Consider the following 17,398-nt stretch of genomic DNA (forward strand, 5'->3'; position numbering starts at 1 on the left):
GCGCCCGGCGGCGCTAGCGCTGCAGCACGTAGCTGCCGGGCGCAGGCGCCAGCGCCTCGCCCATGGGCGGCGGCGCAATCAGGGCGCCGGCGTGGCGCCGCAGCCAGCGGGACCAGGCCGGCCACCAGGACCCTTGATGGGTGCTGGCGGCGGCCAGCCAGGCGTCGGCGTCGGCATAGGGCGCGCCCGCCTGGCGGTGGGCCAGCTGGTAGCTGGCGCCGGCCCGGCCCGGCGGCGACACCACGCCCGCGTTGTGCCCGCCGCTGGCCAGCAGGAAGGTGGCGTCGGTGTCGGTCAGGTGCAGCAGCTTGTAGACCGAGCGCCACGGCGCCACGTGGTCGGTCACCGTGCCCACCGCGAACACCGGCGTGCGCAGGTCGTTGAGCGACACCGGCTTGCCGCCGCACTGGTACAGATTGCGCGCCAGCTCGTTCTGCAGGAACAGGCGGCGCAGGTATTCCGAATGCATGCGGTAGGGCATGCGCGTGGCGTCAGCGTTCCAGGCCGTCAGGTCGGTCTCCACCGCGGGCTGGTCCAGCAAGTACTGGCGCAGGCGGCGCGACCAGATCAGGTCGTTCGAGCGCAGCAGCTGGAAGGCGCCCGCCATCTGCGCCGTGTCCAGGTAGCCGCGCTGCCACATGGCCGCCTCCAGGAAGCTGACCTGGCTGTCGTCGATGAACAGCGACAGCTCGCCCGGCTCGGTGAAGTCGGCCTGGGCCGCCAGCAGCGTGACGCTGGCCAGGCGCTGGTCGCCGTCGCGCGCCATGGCCGCCGCCGCGATCGCCAGCAGGGTGCCGCCCAGGCAGTAGCCCGCCGCGTTGACCGCCGGCGCGCTGGTGATGGCCACCACCTCGTCCAGCGCCGCCATCACGCCGCGCAGCCGGTAGTCTTCCATCGACAGCTCGCGCTCGGCTTCGCCCGGGTTGACCCAGGAAATCATGAACACCGTGTAGCCCTGTTCCACCAGGTAGCGCACCAGCGAATGCTCGGGCGCCAGGTCGAGGATGTAGTACTTCATGATCCACGCGGGCACGATCAGCAGCGGGCCGGCATGCACCTGGCCGGTGGCCGGCGCGTACTGGATCAGCTCCATCAGCTCGTTGCGGTACACCACGGCGCCGGGCGTGACTGCCACGCCCCGGCCGGGCACGAAGCGCGGATCGGGCGGCGCGGTCGGGCCTTCCAGCATGCGGCGCCAGTCGCTTAGCGCGGCGGCGGCGCCGTTCACCAGGTTGGCGCCGCCGCGCCGCAGGGTCTCCTGCAGCACCTGCGGATTGGTCGCTACGAAATTGGACGGCGCCATCATGTCCAGCAGCTGGCGGGTGGTGAAATTGACCACGTTCTCGTGGTGCGGCGACACCCCGCGCACGCCGGTGGTGGCGCAATGCCACCATTGCTGCTGCAGCAGGAAGCCCTGCACCAGCACCGAGTAGGGCCACTGGCGCCAGGCCGGGTCAGTGAAGCGCTTGTCTTGCGGCAGCGGCGCGATGCAGGCGTGCGGCTGCGGCGCTTCCTCCTGGCTGGCCTGCAGCGCGTGCTGCTGCCAGCGCGCCAGCTGCTGCCAGGCGCGCTGCGCCAGGCGGGAAACGTGGGATGGCGACAGCGCGAGGTGGCCCAGCCAGTCCGCGTAGGCCATGCCCAGTGCCACTGGCGACACGTAGCCGGTCAGCTTGCCCAGGCCGGCGTTCAGCAGCAGGTCCAGCGGCGCCGGCTCGGCCGGGGCGGAGCGGTCCGTTTCGCCCTGCCAGGCGCTGGCGCGGCGTTCGCCGGGGGCGCGGCGGCCGGCGGGGGGCCGGGAGGGGAAGGCCGCCAGGGCCATGCTACTGGGAGAGGTGTTCATGCGGGCGCTCCGGCTGAGGAAGCTGGCAGTGTGGGCCAGGCGCGGCGGGCGCGCCATGACCTGGATCAAATGGCACGGAAATGCGGCACAAGTTGGCCGAATTTGATCTAGATCGGAGAATTGGCGCGCCGGGCGGCGTACAACAACTACAGGCAGCCGCCGGCCGCCGCCATTTTTAACGTCGAGAGGCAGCAATCATGGATACCGACTTTCATTTGAAGCGCCAGGTCGAGAGCGAACTGGCATGGGACCCGGAGATCGGGCACGGCACGATGGCCGTGGCGGTCTCGGACGGCACGGTCATGCTGAGCGGCTTTGCGGCCAGCTACGCCCAGAAGCTGGCCGCCGAGCGGGCCGTCAAGCGGGTGGCGGGCGTGCGCGCGGTGGCTAACGAGCTGGTGGTGCAGCTGGGCACGGGTGAGCGGCCCGACCCCGAGATCGCCGCCGACGCGGTGACCGCGCTGCGCCTGCAGTTGCCATCCGCCGCGACCGAGTTGCGCACGGTGGTCGACCACGGCCACCTCAAGCTGGAGGGCTGCGTGCAATGGCACTACCAGCGCGAGCGGGCAGAGCAGGCAGTGCGCCACCTGATCGGCGTTAAGAGCGTGCTGAACCAGATCCGCGTGGTGCCCCCGGCCCAGCCTGGCCAGGTGCAGCACCAGATACTGGCCGCCTTCCACCGCGACGCCACGCTTGACGCCAAGCGCGTGCACGTGGAGGCGAACGGGCACGAGGTAGTGCTGAGCGGCGCGGTGCGCTCGTGGAGCGAGCGCCAGAGTGCCGAGCGCGCGGCCTGGCAGGCGCCCGGCGTGTCCTCGGTGGACAATCGCATTGCCGTTCTTTGACTGCAGCGTTTCCCCCCAACTGCATAGGAGTACATCATGTTCCAGCACATCCTTCTGCCCACCGACGGCTCTGACATCGCCGCCGCCATGACCGCCAAGACGCTGGCCTTCGCGCGCAGCTGCGGCGCGCGCGTCACAGCCCTGCACGTGGTGCTCGACTTTCACACGCTGACCTATCACACCGACATGCTAGCCGACACCCGCCAGCGCTATGAACAGGAGAGCGCCGCGCACGCGCGCGCGCTGCTCGACGAGGTCTGCAAGGCGGCGCGCGAGCAGGGCGTACCCTGCGAGAGTCTTGTGGTGCAGGCCGCGCAGCCGCACGAGGCGATCGTGCGGACCGCCCGCGACCGGGGCTGCGACCTGATCTGCATTGCCACGCATGGCCGGCATGGCATCAAGGGATTGCTGTTGGGCAGCGAAACCCAGAAAGTGCTAGCCCACAGCGAGATCCCGGTGCTGGTGCTGCGCTGAGGACGTGGCCATCCACAACCTGAGAGCGAAGGGGCTTAAATGACAACAAAGATCTTGCCGTCTGTTCCGGTGCTGGGCCAGCCCGCCATCGACACCGCCCACCTGGCCCTGGCCGGGCGCGTTGTACAGATGACGGCAGGCAGCGACGGCGAGCTGGAAGCCGGGCTGCCGGCGCTGGTAGACGAGATCGAGGCCGATTTCCGCGCCGAGGATGCGCTGATGGAGGAGATCGCGTTTCCTGGCATCCAGGCGCACCGCGAACAGCATGCGCGCGTGCTGGCCGCCCTGCATCACGTCGACCCGCGCGATCCGGCGGCTGCGCGCAGAGCGCTGGGGCTGCTGATGGAATGGTTCCAGCTGCATGTGGCCACCATGGACAACGTGCTGGCCATTGCGCTGGAACTGGCCGCGTGCGAGCCAGCGCAGTTCAGCGCCGCCAGGAACGCGGACGGCGTCCAGTCCCAGCCGGGCGCCGCACCGGACCGGTGAGCCCCCGCCGGCAGGCCGCCGCTAGCCAGCGCTCAGCACAGTATGGCCGCCGGCATACAGGGCCTCCACCAGCGCCGCGCGGCGGCTCAGTACGACGCGCTGGTTGATCGAGCCCTTGTCGGTCTGCTCGCCGGCCGCCACGGACGGCGCTTCCTCCAGCAGCAGTATGCGCTCGATGCGCGAGGCCGAACCGGTGGCCTTGGCGTTTAGCTGCGCCAGCAACTGCTGGAAGTGGCGGCGCACGGCCGCGCTGGACAGAATAGCGGCGGCGTCGGCCTCCGCCCCCAGGCCGGACAGCGCCAGGCACTGGTCCAGGCGCGGGAACACCAGCAAGCCTATGCTGTCGCGGTCGATGCCGGCCACCACCACGTCCTGGATGTAGGGTGCGCCGGCGCTGATCACGCGCGCCCGCAGCGGCCCCACGCTGACAAAGGTGCCGCTGCTGAGCTTGAAGTCCTCGGCGATGCGGCCGTCGAACATCAATCCCAGTTCCGGCAGGTCCGGATCGACGAAGCGCACCGCGTCGCCGCTGCAGTAGTAGCCCTCCTCATCGAAGGCGGCGGCGGTGGCTTCAGGCGCGCGCCAGTAGCCGGGCATCACGTGCGGGCCTCGGAAGCGCGCCTCGTACTTGCCGTCCACCGGCGCCAGCTTGACTTCGCAGGCCGGCGCCGGCAGGCCGACGTAGCCCGCCATCATCACCGGACCGGTGGTGAAGGTGCAGGAGGGCGCCGTTTCCGTCATGCCCAGGCCGGCCATGATGCGGATGCGCTGGCCGCACTGCTGCTCGCTGACCTGCTCCAGCGCATCCCACGCCGCCTGCGACAGGCCGGCGCCGGCGAAGAAGAACAGTTCCATCTGCGAGAAAAAGTGGCGGCACAGCGCCGCATCGTCGCGCAGCGCGGCGGTGAGCAGCTCCCAGCCCTTGGGCACGTTGAAGAACACCGTTGGCGCGATATCCTTCAGATTGCGCACCGTGGTGGCGAAATCGCGCGGGGTGGGTTTGCCGTCGTCGATGTAGTAGCTGCCGCCGTTGTACAGCGCGATGCCCACGTTGTGGCTGCCGCCGAAGGTGTGGCTCCACGGCAGCCAGTCCAGCAGCACCGGCGGCCTGTCGCCGAAGGCCGGGAAGCTTTGCAGCAGCATCTGCTGGTTGGCGCACAGCATGCGCTGGGTGGTGGTGACGGCCTTGGGCAGCTTGGTCGAGCCGGAAGTGAACAGGAATTTGGCGATGCTATCCGGGCCGGTGGCGGCGTTGGCCGCGTCCACCGTGCCCGGAGCCGTCGCCAGCAGGCTGGCCAGCGGCGTGCTGGGACGGCCAGCGTCGCCATGTCCGGCGACAATCTCGACGCCGTCCGGCACCGTGGCGGCCAGCGCGGCGGCGCAGGCGCCGGCGTCGGTGGCGTAGATCATGCCGGGCGTCAGGTGGCGCACGAAGTGGGCCAGCTTGGTGTAATCGGAGCCTTGCAGCGAAGCGGCCGGCGACACCGGGCAATACGGTATGCCGGCGTACAGCGCTCCCAGCGCCAGTTGCAGGTGTGCCAGGTCGTTGCCGGACCAGATCATCAGCGGGCGCTCGGCCGACAGGCCGCGGTCGAGCAGGGCCTGGCCGACCGCGCGCGCCTGTTCCAGCATCTGCCGGTAGCTGATGTGGCGCCAGGCGCCGTCCGGGCCGCGCTGCGCGGCCAGCGTCCGCTCGGGGTGCTGCCCGGCGCCACGCACCAGGCAGTCGGTAATGCGGTCCGGGTAGGCCCCCAGCGGCTCCTGCGACGCCAGGCGCCAGACGCCATGCGGACCGGCTTCGATCCGCACCGGCGCGCTGCCGACGCGCACCGGGCGGTAGCGCGACAGGTCCAGCTCGGCGGTGGCGGCGGCAACGGCGGCGACAGGGAAGGACTGCGTCATGGCATGTCCCCCATTACACCGGGTAGTGGCGGTGGCCGCTCTGGATGGTGATCCAGCGCAGGTCGGTGAATTCGGCGATGCCGGCCTTGCCGCCGAAACGCCCGTAGCCGCTGGCCTTGACGCCGCCGAACGGCATTTGCGCCTCGTCGGCCACGGTGGAACTGTTGATATGGCAGATGCCAGATTCGACGCGGCGCGCCAGTGCCAGCGCGCGCGGGATGTTGCGGCTGAAGATGGCCGCCGACAGGCCGTATTCGCTGGCGTTGGCTTCGGCCAGCGCCGCCTCGTCGCCGCCGACCCGGATGATGCCGACAATGGGGCCGAACGATTCTTCCTGGTATACCGCCATGTCCGGCGTGATGTGGTCGATGATGGCAGGCTGCAGCACGTTGCCGTCGCTGGCGGCGGCGCCGCATACCAGCGTGGCGCCTTTGGCCAGGGCATCGGCCACCATGGCCGCCACGCGGGCCGCTGCGCCGGCATCGACCATGCCGCCCAGGACCGCGCCTTCCTGCCCCGGCTTGCCGGCGCGCAGGCCGGCGGTCTTGGCGCGCAGCTTGTCGACGAAGGCGTCGGCCACCTTGCGGTCGACGATGATGCGGTCGGTCGACATGCAGATCTGTCCCTGGTTGAAGAAGGCGCCGAAGGCGGCCGCCTGCACCGCCTCGTCGAGGTCGGCGTCGTCCAGCACCAGCAGCGGGTTCTTGCCGCCCAGTTCCAGCACCACCGGTTTCAGCTGCTGCGCCGCCTGTTGGGCGATGATGCGCCCGACCTTGGTTGAACCGGTGAAGTTGATGCGCTTGACGGCCGGATGGGCGATCAGGCGCGCCACCACGGCGGCGGCATCCTGCGGCGCATTGCTGATGACGTTGACCACGCCGGCCGGGAAGCCTGCGTCCTCGAACACGGCGCCGATCAGGCGGTGCAGGGCAGGGCACACTTCGGACGATTTCAGCACCACCGTGTTGCCGCAGGCGAGCGGGGTGGCGATGGCGCGCGTCCCGAGGATGACCGGCGCGTTCCACGGCGCGATGCCCAGTACCACGCCGCAGGCCTGGCGCACGCCCATGGCCATCAGGCCCGGCACGTCGGAGGGAATCACTTCGCCGGCGATCTGGGTGGTCAGCGAGGCCGCTTCGCGCAGCATGCCGGCCGCCAGCATCACGTTGAAGCCGTACCAGCCTGGCACGCCGCCTGCTTCGGCCACGCCGGCCGCGATGAATTCAGGGCCGCGCGCTTCCAGGCAGTCGGCCGCCTTGAGCAGCAGGCGGCGCCGCTCGCCCGGCGCGGTGGCGGACCAGCCAGGGAAGGCCGCCTGCGCCGCAGCCACGGCGGCGTCGGCGTCTTCCAGGGTGGCGGCGGCGGCCACCGAGGCGGTGTCGCCGGTGGCGGGGTTCAGGCGCTGGCAGGTGGCGCCGTTGGATGCGGCCTGCTCCAGGCCTCCAATCAGCAAGCGTGCTTCAAGCATGGCGTATCTCCTTTGTGTTGTGTGGGCGGGGGCTGCTGTGCGTCTTATGCGCGCTTGTAGGTTTGCAGGCCCGGCTTGATGGTCTTGTCGTCCAGGAACTGCTTGAGGCCCTGGGCGCGGCCTTTTTCCGGATCGCGGTAGTTGGACTGGTCAACCTTGGCATACAGATAGTCCTCGTTCTGCTCCCACGTCAGTTCGCGGCAGCGCTTGAAACCGTGCTTGGCGATGCGCAGCACCGTCGGCGACTTGGCCAGCAGCTTCTCCGCCAGCTCGATGGTGGCGGCGCGCAGCTCGGCCAGCGGCACGCTCTTGTTAACCAGCCCCATGGCGGCGGCCTCCTTGCCGGTGAAGGTGTCGCCGGTCATGATGTAGTGTAGCGCCTGGCGGTGGCCCATGGTGTCGGCGACGGCCTTGCTGACCAGGTTGCCCGGCGGGATGCCCCAGTTGATCTCGGACAGGCCGTACACCGCGTCGTCGGCGGAGATGGCCAGGTCGCAGGCCACCAGCGGCGAGAAGGCGCCGCCGAAGCACCAGCCGTTGACCATGGCGATGGTCGGCTTGCTGTACATGCGCAGCAGTTTCCATTGCCACTGCGAGCAGTCGCGGCGCAGCTTTTCCTGGAATATCTCCGGCTTGCCGTCGTTCTCGCGGAAATACTCCTTCAGGTCCATGCCGGCGGTCCAGCTGTCGCCGGCGCCGGTCAGCACCAGCACCTGCATCTCCGGGTCCAGCTCCAGGGTCTCCAGCACGTCGATCATTTCGCGGTTCAGCGTCGGGCTCATGGCGTTGCGCTTCTCCGGACGGTTCAGCGTCACCCAGCCGATGCCGGCGGCGACTTCGACTTTGACGGTGCTCCAGCGGTTCTCATATTGGCTCATCTCATACTCTCTTATGGTAGGTTAATATCAGGTTGCCTGATACGTGACTTATAATATATTCTGCTTGGCCTGGAATGCAAGCGCTTTCTTGAACGCTGTTTGAACTTGTTGAAGACCATGAAAAATGACCAGCCCGCCGCGCCCGGCAAACCCACCGGCATCGCCTACCTGATCGGCCGCATCGACCACGTGCTGAGCCGCCGCCTGCGCGACAGCCTGGGGCTGCTGGGACTGAGCGCCGCCCAGTACACGGCGCTGTCGGTGCTGGACACCCAGAAGCAGCTGTCGAACGCGCAGCTGGCCGAGCGTTCCATGATCTCGCCGCAGTCGGCCAACGAGATGGTGAAGGCGATGGAGGCGCGCGGCTGGATCGTGCGCCAGGCGGACGCCCACCATGGCCGCATCATCCATTTGCGCTTGAGCGACGAGGGCAGCGCCTTGCTGCGCCAGGGGCACGCCGCCGTGGCGCAGCTGGAGCAGGCCATGCTGGCCGAGCTGGGCGTGGACCAGCGCAGCGAGCTGCATGCGCAGCTGCGGGTGCTGTTGCGCTCATTGAGCGCCATTGTGCTTTGACGGACGCCATTCCAGGTGCTCCAGCCCGGAAGCGATGATGGCCGCCGCCGCGGTCGGCGGCCGGCACGCCGCTGCGGCGCAGCACCGCGCGCGCGGCCTCGAGGCCAAGATCGGTGGGCGACACGTGGCTGAAGGCGCCGCAGTAGTCGGCCATGGGTGTGCGCAGGCCGTCCAGCATCCACAGGTCTTCGACACTGCGGAAAAAGCCGGGTTTGGTGTGCGCGCTCATGGCCAGTAGCCGGGGCGCAGCTGCTCGGTGGGACCGGCATAGCCGTGCGCCAGGGCATAGGCGGCCAGCGCCTGCGGCGCCTCCTGGCCGCCGAAGATGGACCACAGGAACATGCGGCCAAACAGCTCGCAGCGTTCGCGCGGATTGCCGTCCAGCGCCGGGTCCTGCGCCAGCGCCGCCTTAAGTGCGGCCCGGCTGTTCTCGTGCACCACCATGCGGCTGCCGCCGCCGGCGCTGGTGTCGAACACCATCAGGCGCGGCTGGGAGGTGTCCTCGCTCCAGCGCCACCAGTCGGCCAGCATGCCGCCGGGGCCGCGCCCGGGCCGGCCGTGGCGGGCGAAGCCGGTCCAGTAGCCGGCCATGGCGTCCGAGACCTCCTTGCGGCCCGGCAGGTTGGCGCCCGTGAAGGAGCGGAAGGGATCGAACTCGCCGTCCAGGTCGCGGAACACGAAGGCCACGTCCAGCACGTGGGCCGCGCCCAGCAGCACGCGCGGCGCTATCAGCGGTATGGCCGGCTGTTCGTCCCAGTCGAAGCGGTAGACCCAGACGTCGCGATGGCCTGAGGCCAGCATGGCGTTGGCCGGCTCCAGCGCGCCCGCAGCCTGCCACAGGGCCGACATATAAGCGGCGTGGCGCTGGTAGCGGACGCGGTCGCGCATCAGGGGGATAGTGCCGAACACCATGCGCACGTAGTCCGGGTTGTTGGACATGAAGAGCTTGTATTCGTCCCGGTTGGTGCCGATGATGACCGGCACCGCGTTGTAGCGGCGGCGGTCGGTGAACACCTCGGGCAGCGGCATGGCCGGCAGCACGTGGCCGTCCTGCAGCACGCAGGGCGCATCGTAGAAGCTCAGTGAACCCGGCTTGACAGGGGCCAGCAGTGCCTCCGGCGACAGGCCTCGCACGTAGGCCGCGATGTCGGCGGCCGGCATGGAGGCAATCAGCGCCTTGGCGGCGGCGCGGTCGGCTGCACGGCCGTCGCGCTGCAGCCATGCGCACAGCAGTTCGCGCGAACTGAGGGCGTGGCCGGGCGGCGCGCCTTCCGGGCCTTCTTCAGCGTAGTTGCGCGCCTGCGCCATGGTGTAGCTGGCTGTCAGCGGCGACTGCAGGATGGCGCGCTGGAACAGGCCCGTGGCCAGCGGGCTGGCCAGCATGGTGTAGGTGTTCAGGCCGCCGGCCGATTCGCCGAACACCGTGACGTTTCGCGGGTCGCCGCCGAAGGCCGCGATGTTGCTGCGCACCCATTGCAGCGCGGCGATCAGGTCCAGCGTGCCGAAGTTGCCCGAGCGGTCAGCGCCGGTGTCGCCGTCCTGGGCCAGTTCCTCCAGGCTGAACCAGCCGAGAATGCCGAGGCGGTAGTTGGCCGACACCACAATCATACGGTCCTGGCCGGCCAGGTTGCGCAGCGTGGTATAGGTGGCGGCGGTGCCGGCCGAGTTGGCGCCGCCGTGGATCCAGAACATCACCGGCAACGCGGCCGCTTGCGCCTCGGCGGCCGTCATCCGCGGGGCAAACACGTTCAGCGTCAGGCAATCTTCCGAACCGGCCAAGCGGCCCCATTGCGCGGGCGGCAGCTCCAGCGTGATGCCGCCCAGTTGCACGGCGGGCTGACTGAACGCCAGCGCCTCACGCACGCCGCTCCACCGCCCCGGTGGACGAGGCGCCTTCCAGCGCAGCGGGCCAACCGGCGGCTGCGCATACGGAAGGCCGAGCCAGGCGTGGGTCTGGTGGCGGTCGTCAAAGCCCAGCACGTCGCCCAGAGTAGTGCTGCGCAACGATCCAGGCGCGGGCACGGCAGCCGTCCGGGTCGCATGCGGTGCTGCGTTGGGCCCTGCGGCGGCTGGCGCCGGCGCGGACGGAGCATCGGCGGCGCTTGCAATGCGGCGTCTGCGGCGCCACAGCAGGGCGGCCGCCAAGCCCAGGGCTGCTGCGGAGTACAGCAAAATGTCAGGTATTATCGCGGGCATGATAGGCGTCCTTTTGGTGGGGGAGTAGGTGGTGTGACCGGGCGGGCGTGTCGTCCAGTTTGAAGGCGCGTACCAGCTGCGCCAGTTCGGCCGCCTGGCTGCGCATGCCGGCGGCGGCGCCGGTGGCATGCTCGACCAGTTCAGCGTTGCGCAGCGTGGCCCGCTCCATTGCCAGCAGGGCGGCGCCGGCCTGCTCGATGCCTGCCTGCTGCCGGGTGCTGACCGTCGCGATGCGGCCGATGATGGCGCTCACCTGCCGCACGCTGCCTACAACCTCCGCCATGGTGGCGCCAGCGCGCGCCACCAGCCGGTTGCCCGCTTCGACCTGTGCCACGGAGTGTTCAATCAGCGTGCGGATTTCGCGCGCGGCGGTGGCGGAACGCTGGGCCAGGCTGCGCACCTCGGCGGCGACGACGGCGAAGCCGCGTCCGTGTTCGCCCGCACGCGCCGCTTCCACCGCCGCGTTCAGGGCCAGGATGTTGGTCTGGAAGGCGATCCCGTCGATGACGCCGACGATTTCGCCGATGCGGCGCGCCGAAGCGGTGATCGAGTCCATGGTGCGTATCACCTCTGCCGCAGCCTGGCCGCCGTCCCCGGCTACTGTGGTGGCGCTGGCGGCAAGCGCGGTGGCTTGCCGGGCATGGCCGGCATTGTCGCGCACGGCCACGGCCAGCTGTTCCACGCAACCGGCAGTGGCGCGCAGCGACGCGCGCTGGCCATCGCTGCGGCGGGCTAGGTCCTGGTGGCCGCCGGCGATATCGTCCGCCGCGCCGGCGATGTGGTCGGCGCCCTGGCGCACCTTGCCGACCATGGCAGCCAGTTCGGTGCGCATGGTGTGCATGGCGAACAGCAGGCTTGATGCGTCGCCGCCGCGCAGCACAACGCCGCCCGCCAGGTCGCCGGCGGCGGTGCGGCCGGCGATGCTGACCGCATAAGCGGGTTCGCCGCCCAGCTGAGCGAGGATGCCGCGCGTAAGCCGCCAGCACAGCAGGCCGCCCAGCAGCAGGGCGCCAAGGCCCAGGCCCAGCATCCAGGACCGCGCCATGGCGTCGGAGGACCGGCTCTGGGAAGCTGCCTGCTCGTTCTGGCGGGCCTCCAGCGCCGCCAGCTGTTCCAGCGCCGCCATCCAGCGTGACTGGACCGGCAGCAGGCGTTCCACCAGCACGGTGTAGATGCGGTCGGACTCGCTTGCCATGGCGAGGTCCACGGCTTGCAAGATCGGCGTGCGTGCTGCCGCATCGTGCTGGCTTATCTGCGCCAGCAGTGCGGTTTCCTCCGGCGTCGCCGTGGCGGCCAGCAGCCCGCGCAACTGCGCTTCGGCGGCCGCGTAGCGCCTGGCCTGGTCCTGCACCCGTTCGGCTTCCGGCTGCAGGTAGGACAGGGAACCGATCAGCGCCATATTGCGCAATGCGATCATGCGCTCGTACACGGTGTCGCGCATTTGCGTGGCGAGCCGGGTCTTGACGTTGCCGACCAGGGTGATCTGGTCGGTGCGGCGCTGCATCTGCGCCATGTGGCTCACGCCGAGCGCCACCACGGCAACCAGCAGTGCCAGGATCAGGCCGAAGCCCAGGCGCAGGCGGGAACCTATGCTCATGTCGAAAGCGCGCATGGCCTTAGTGGACCCCGGCCACGCTGGCTTGCTGCTCCGGCGCCGGCGCTTCATCCTGCGCTGCCTGTGGCGAGGCCCCGGCATGTTGCGCGGCCTTCTGCGGCATCAGGAAGTAGGCCAGCGCCGGTACCAGCACCAGCGCGCCCACCATATTCCACAGGAACATGAAGGCCAGCAGGATGCCCATGTCGGCCTGGAACTTGATGGGCGAGAACAGCCAGGTGGCGACCGCCACCGCCAGCGTCACGCCGGTCAGGATCACTACGCGCCCGGTGAAATGCAGCGCATGCAGGTAGGCGCTGGACAGGCTGGCGCCGGCGCGCATGCGGGTCAGCATCACGCTCAGCACGTAGAGCGCGTAGTCCACGCCGATACCGACGCCGAGCGCAATCACCGGCAGGGTGGCGACCTTGACGCCCAGGCCCAGCACCACCATCAGCACTTCGCACAGGATGGAAGTGAGCACCAGCGGGAGGATGGCCACCGCCACCGCGCGCCAGTCGCGGAAGGTGGCGTAGCACAGCAGGATCACCGCGCCGTAGACCCAGAACAGCATGTCGCGCATGGCTTTCTTGACGACGATGTTGGTGGCCGCTTCGATACCCGCGCTGCCGGCAGCGAGCTGGAACTGTACTTCCGGCGTGTGGTTGGCGGCGCTGAAAGCTTCCACCGCGTCTACCACGCGGCTCAGCGTGGCGGCCTTGTGGTCCTTCAGGTAAACATACAGTGACAGCAGCGAACAGCCCTGGTTGAACAGTTCGCGCGGGGCCCGCGTCTGCACCGCACCCAGCGCGCCGGCGTTGGGGATCAGGTCGAACCACTTGAAGCTGCCCTCGTTATAGCCGGTGGTGGCAAGCTTGCTCAGCGCCGCCATCGAATTGGTCGAGTCCACGCCGGGCAACTGCTCCAGTTGCCACGCCAGGGTGTCGACGCTGGCCAGCGTGTCGTAGCGGGTGCATTGGTCGGGCGCGGTCTTGACCATCACCACCAGGATGTCCGAGCTGGCCGCGTAGTTGGCGACCATGAAGCCGTTGTCGCGGTTGTAGCGGGAGTCGGCGCGCAGTTCCGGTGCGCCTGGATCGAGGTCGCCGACCTGCAGGTTCAGGCTGTACAGGTAGCCCAGGGCGCCCAGCAGGACGCTCGCGGCCACCGTGATGGCGGCCCAGCGGCGCCTTGTGAAGCGGTCCAGGAAGGTCCACAGCCAGGGCTGGGAGGCGCCGTCGGTGCCGGCGCTGTCGGCCTGCAGGCTGCGCACGGCGGCGCTGGCGCTGACGCCGGTGTAGGATAGCAGCACGGGCATCAGCACCAGGTTGGTAAAGATCAGCACCGCCACGCCAATGCTGGCGACGATGGCCAGGTCCTGGATCACCTTGATCTGGATGCTGACCAGCACCGCGAAGCCGACCGCATCGCACAGCAGCGCGGTGAGACCGGCCGCGAACAGGCGCCGGAAGGTGTAGCGCGCGGCCACTACCTTATGGGTGCCGCGCCCTACGTCCTGCATGATGCCGTTCATTTTCTGGGCGCCGTGGCTCATGCCGATGGCGAACACCAGGAAGGGCACCAGCACCGAGTAGGGATCGAGTTCGTAGCCCAGCGTTGCCAGCAGGCCGCACTGCCACAGCACGGCCACCAGCGAACACGCCACCACCAGCGAAGTGCTGCGCCAGCAGCGTGTGTACCAGAACAGCACCGCGCCCGCGATGGCGATGGCCAGCAGGAAGAACAGCAGCACCTGCTGCAGGCCGTCGATCAGGTCGCCGACGATCTTGGCGAAGCCGGTGATGTGGATGCGCACGCCTTCCTGCTCGTACCTGGCGCGGATCTGTTCCAGCCGCGCCGACAGGTTGCCGTAGTCGAGCGCCTGGCCGGTCTGCGGGTTCTTTTCCAGCAGCGGCACGAAGACGATGCTGGACTTGAAGTCGGCCGCTACCAGCTGGCCGATTTCGCCGGAGCGGGCCACATTGGCGCGCAGCTGGGTCAGGCTCTCGTGTGAGCCATCGTAGCCGTCCGGGATGACGGTGCCGCCGTCCAGGCCATCCTCGGTAACGGAGGCCCAGCGCGTGCTGGGCGTCCAGAGCGACTTCATGAAGGGCCGGTCCACGCCCGGCAACAGGAACAGTTCATCGTTCAGGCGCTGCAGGGTGTCCATGTAGCTGCGCTCGTAGATGCTGCCGCTGCCCGTTGCCACGGCGATGCGCACCGAGTTGCCCAGGCCGTTCAGGTCAGACTTGTTGGCCAGGTAGTTCAGCACGTAGGGATGGGCGCTGGGGATCATCTTCTCGAAGCTGGCATTGAGCTTGATGCGGGTGGCCTGGTAGCCGAGCATGATGGTCGCGAGCAGGCATAGCAGGATGACCAGCGGCCGGTAGTTGAACAGTGCGCGTTCGCCCAGCTTGCCCGAGGCCGTGTCGAAGTCCTGCAGCCGTTTCACCACCGGCTGTTGTTGCAAATCTTGATCTGTGTGCATGATGATTCAACCGTGTTGGTATGGGGGAGGCGCTAGCGCGGGAGCGCCGGCGCCGATGCGGACGGGATGTCGACGCGGCGCAAGCCGCGCAGGCCGGCCAGCACCAGGGCGCCGCCGGGCGCCTGCGCCACGGCCGCCAGCGGCAGGGCCGGCGGCAGCGCGGGGCCGGCTTGCGGGGCGAAGCTGCGGCCCTGGTCCCGGCTGAGCAGGACGTCGCCGCCCTGGCTGACCAGCACCAGTGTGCCGTCCGCCAGCTCGGCGCCCCCGGCCAGCGCGGCCTGGACGCCGGTTTCCACCTTGCTCCAGCTGGCGCCCTGGTCTTCGGTCCGGAAGGCGTTGCCGCGCAGGCCGAAGGCAATCAGCGCACCGCTCCGTGCTGCCAGCAGTCCGAAGTAGCTGCCCTTGTAGGGCGTGGCGAGCGCGCTGAAGCTGGCGCCCTGGTCGGTCGAGCGCAGCAGCAGGCCTTGTTCTCCGGCGATGTAGAGCGCGCCGCCGGCGGCGCGCATGCCGTACAGGTGCAAGCCCTTCGGATTGGCGGTTCGGCCCTGCCATGGCTGCCAGGTGGCGCCGCCGTCGGCGGTTCTGAACAGCAGGTTGTAGGCGCCCAGCGCGTAGCCGTGGCGCGGGCCGTCGAAGTGGACGTCGAGGAAGGGCTTGTCGGGACCGTCATCGACCAGGCGCTGGGCGTCTGCCCGGACGCGCGCCTGATCCGGCCCCGTGGCTTCAGCAGCCGCACGCAGCGCCAGCTGGGCGGCCTGGATGCCGTCCAGCTGCTTGCTCCAGGTGGCGCCGCCGTCGGTGCTGTGCAGGACCACGCCCTGGTGGCCGACGGCCCAGCCGCGCTTGGCGTCGACGAACTGCAGCGCCGTCAGGCTGACGCTGACCGGCACGCTCGCCTGGCGCCACGTGGAGCCGGCGTCATCCGAATACAGGATGGTGCCGCGTTCGCCGGCCGCCACGATTCGATGGCCGGCAACGCCCACCGTCAGCATCGCCGCATGCAGCGCCTTGGGCGTGACCGGGGCCGGCTGCCGCAGCGCCGCCGTAACGGCAGTGGCTGCCGTTCCGGCTGCTCCGGCGGCAGCCGCCGGCACCCGGCCGCCGGCGCTGGCGGCGTGCGCGTCATCTGCGCGGGCGAACGGCGCCAGTGCCAGCACCAGCGCGCTGCACGCCGCCAGCGCTGCCGACGCTGTCCGTGCCGGCGGAGGTGCGGCGGCAGCCTTGGCCATCGTTGCGTGGCCGGCGCATGGGGTCAGTCTGTTCATCGAACGCTCTCCATTTAGCGCGAGCCCTGATTGGCCAGTTCTTCCGGGCCGAAGTAGCTGGCCGGCAGGCGCGGGATCATTTTGTACTGCGACGACAGCTCATTGGACGCCTCGTTCAGCAGGTAGGCGCCGGTCTGCACGTTGTAGGTGCCCCACATGACGTTGCCCACTACGGCCGGCACGTCCGGCGCCAGCAGCGTCAGTGTGTAGTTGCCGCGCCAGATCTGGCCCTGCGCGTCGTAGCCGTCGACCAGGATGATCTGCCAGGTGTCCTCATCGAGGTAGTAGCGGCGCTTGGCCACCACGTGGCGCTTGCCGGGGACCAGCGTCGCTTCCACTTCCCATACGCGGTGCAGCTCCCAGCGCACCAGGTCCGGGTTGAGGAACTGCGGTCCCACCAGGTCGCCGATCTTGGCCGACGCGGCGCGGTTGTTGTTGTACGGGATGTACATTTCCTTCTTGCCAATCAGCTTGAGCTCGTGGTGGTCCACCGGCCCGAACAGCATGAAAGCTTCGTCGAACAGGCCGATGCCGGAGGTGACCGAGTCCGGTGTGTCGTAGGACACCGACGGCGCCCGCCGCACGCGGCGCTGGCCCACCAGGTACTGCCAGATGGCGCGCGGCTGCGCCTCGCTGATGCCGTCATGGACCAGGATGCCTTCGCCCGCTTTGGAGGCCGGCGCGCGCGTGATCAGGCGGCCCATCTGGTAGATGCCGTCGAACTTCTCCAGGCTGCCGTCCTTGAAGTAGTAGGGCCGCATGATGGTCTGCTCGGCCTCGGTGGCGGTGGCGCGCTTGCCGTCCGGGGTGACAATGGTGGTCCGCAGCGGGAACACGGTGGTTTCGCCGGTCCAGGCCAGGCGGTGGTTCATCAGCGCCTCGTAGCCGGTCTTCGGAATGGGAAAGGGAATGCCGCCGAACGCGCCTTCCACGCCGAAGCCGCCGTCGATGGCCTTGGCGCGGGTGGCGTTCTTGAACGTGTTGTCATATACCCAGCCCGGTGCGCCGCCGGTGCGGTGGGTCGGGTACACGTCGAGCCGGTAGTTGGGGTACTTCTTCAGCAGCGCCACGGTGGCGGCCGACAGCCTGGCCGCGTGCTGGTCGACGTTGTTGCCGGTGATGGCCAGCGTCGGCTTCTCGCCGGAGAAGGGATCTGCGCGGAAGTCCCCGGCCTTGAAACCGGCGGGCACTTTGGCGTAGGCACCGTCCCAGGCCGGGATGGTGCCGTCCTTGTTGGCGGCCTTTTCGGCGCCCAGCGGCGTGAGCGTGGAGCGCAGCTTGGCCGCGTCTTCCGGCGAAACGGCGGCGCCGGCGTGCGGCAAGGCGAAGGCCAGCGACAGGGCGGCGGCTGCGAAAGTCAGGGTCGTCTTCATCATGGTCTTTTCC

Annotated in this window: 13 protein-coding genes; 4 read left to right on the forward strand and 9 right to left on the reverse strand. The window is 69.3% G+C overall.

All coding sequences use genetic code 11. From position 1 onward, the window contains the following. Positions 1 to 13 precede the first annotated feature (13 nt). Positions 14 to 1,840 carry an alpha/beta hydrolase gene (locus ASD15_RS17705; RefSeq protein WP_057156737.1) on the reverse strand — a complete coding sequence of 609 codons (1,827 nt, stop codon included), beginning with the start codon at positions 1,838 to 1,840 and terminating at the stop codon, positions 14 to 16. A 197-nt stretch (positions 1,841 to 2,037) separates the two neighbouring features. Here ASD15_RS17705 and ASD15_RS17710 point away from each other — a divergent pair, with 197 nt between their 5' ends. From ASD15_RS17710 to ASD15_RS17720, 3 genes are read left to right on the forward strand one after another with little or no spacing between them, the layout of a single operon-like run. After that, positions 2,038 to 2,685 carry a BON domain-containing protein gene (locus tag ASD15_RS17710; RefSeq protein ID WP_057156310.1) on the forward strand — a complete coding sequence of 216 codons (648 nt, stop codon included), beginning with the start codon at positions 2,038 to 2,040 and terminating at the stop codon, positions 2,683 to 2,685. 36 nt (positions 2,686 to 2,721) lie between these two features. Beyond that, positions 2,722 to 3,159: a universal stress protein gene (locus tag ASD15_RS17715; protein WP_057156311.1), complete on the forward strand. Its 438-nt coding sequence runs from the start codon at positions 2,722 to 2,724 to the stop codon at positions 3,157 to 3,159. A gap of 39 nt (positions 3,160 to 3,198) precedes the next feature. Continuing rightward, positions 3,199 to 3,648 (forward strand): bacteriohemerythrin, encoded by a 450-nt coding sequence (locus ASD15_RS17720; RefSeq protein ID WP_157201001.1) that lies wholly within the window; start codon positions 3,199 to 3,201, stop codon positions 3,646 to 3,648. A 21-nt stretch (positions 3,649 to 3,669) separates the two neighbouring features. Here ASD15_RS17720 and ASD15_RS17725 read toward each other — a convergent pair whose 3' ends face one another. From ASD15_RS17725 to ASD15_RS17735, 3 genes are read right to left on the reverse strand one after another with little or no spacing between them, the layout of a single operon-like run. Beyond that, on the reverse strand, positions 3,670 to 5,550 hold the full coding sequence (locus tag ASD15_RS17725; RefSeq protein WP_057156313.1) for a feruloyl-CoA synthase: 1,881 nt from the start codon (positions 5,548 to 5,550) through the stop codon (positions 3,670 to 3,672). Positions 5,551 to 5,563: 13 nt separating this feature from the next. Beyond that, positions 5,564 to 7,018 (reverse strand): aldehyde dehydrogenase, encoded by a 1,455-nt coding sequence (locus ASD15_RS17730; protein WP_057156314.1) that lies wholly within the window; start codon positions 7,016 to 7,018, stop codon positions 5,564 to 5,566. 44 nt (positions 7,019 to 7,062) lie between these two features. After that, positions 7,063 to 7,896 (reverse strand): p-hydroxycinnamoyl CoA hydratase/lyase, encoded by an 834-nt coding sequence (locus ASD15_RS17735; protein ID WP_057156315.1) that lies wholly within the window; start codon positions 7,894 to 7,896, stop codon positions 7,063 to 7,065. Between the two features lie 117 nt (positions 7,897 to 8,013). On the opposite strand from ASD15_RS17735, the gene ASD15_RS17740 reads away from it, so the two are divergent. Next, positions 8,014 to 8,469 carry a MarR family winged helix-turn-helix transcriptional regulator gene (locus ASD15_RS17740; RefSeq protein ID WP_057156738.1) on the forward strand — a complete coding sequence of 152 codons (456 nt, stop codon included), beginning with the start codon at positions 8,014 to 8,016 and terminating at the stop codon, positions 8,467 to 8,469. 225 nt (positions 8,470 to 8,694) lie between these two features. On the opposite strand, the gene ASD15_RS17750 is transcribed toward ASD15_RS17740, so the two are convergent. The 5 genes from ASD15_RS17750 to ASD15_RS17770 all read right to left on the reverse strand — a co-directional run bounded on the left by ASD15_RS17750 (position 8,695) and on the right by ASD15_RS17770 (position 17,388). Then, a complete protein-coding gene (locus ASD15_RS17750) occupies positions 8,695 to 10,473 on the reverse strand; it encodes a carboxylesterase/lipase family protein (protein ID WP_057156317.1) in 1,779 nt (592 codons plus the stop codon). 172 nt (positions 10,474 to 10,645) lie between these two features. Beyond that, positions 10,646 to 12,262 carry a methyl-accepting chemotaxis protein gene (locus ASD15_RS17755; protein WP_200953988.1) on the reverse strand — a complete coding sequence of 539 codons (1,617 nt, stop codon included), beginning with the start codon at positions 12,260 to 12,262 and terminating at the stop codon, positions 10,646 to 10,648. A gap of 19 nt (positions 12,263 to 12,281) precedes the next feature. Then, positions 12,282 to 14,747: an RND family transporter gene (locus ASD15_RS17760; protein ID WP_057156319.1), complete on the reverse strand. Its 2,466-nt coding sequence runs from the start codon at positions 14,745 to 14,747 to the stop codon at positions 12,282 to 12,284. A 32-nt stretch (positions 14,748 to 14,779) separates the two neighbouring features. Further along, the gene (locus ASD15_RS17765; protein ID WP_229418247.1) at positions 14,780 to 16,012 is read right to left on the reverse strand and encodes a YCF48-related protein; all 1,233 of its coding nucleotides are present in this window, start codon (positions 16,010 to 16,012) and stop codon (positions 14,780 to 14,782) included. 14 nt (positions 16,013 to 16,026) lie between these two features. Further along, complete coding sequence (locus ASD15_RS17770) at positions 16,027 to 17,388, reverse strand: DUF1329 domain-containing protein (RefSeq protein ID WP_229418248.1); 1,362 nt, start codon at positions 17,386 to 17,388, stop codon at positions 16,027 to 16,029. Between the last annotated feature and the right edge of the window lie 10 nt (positions 17,389 to 17,398).

The organism is Massilia sp. Root351 (genome assembly GCF_001425045.1).
In the GTDB taxonomy this organism is placed as follows: domain Bacteria; phylum Pseudomonadota; class Gammaproteobacteria; order Burkholderiales; family Burkholderiaceae_D; genus Rugamonas.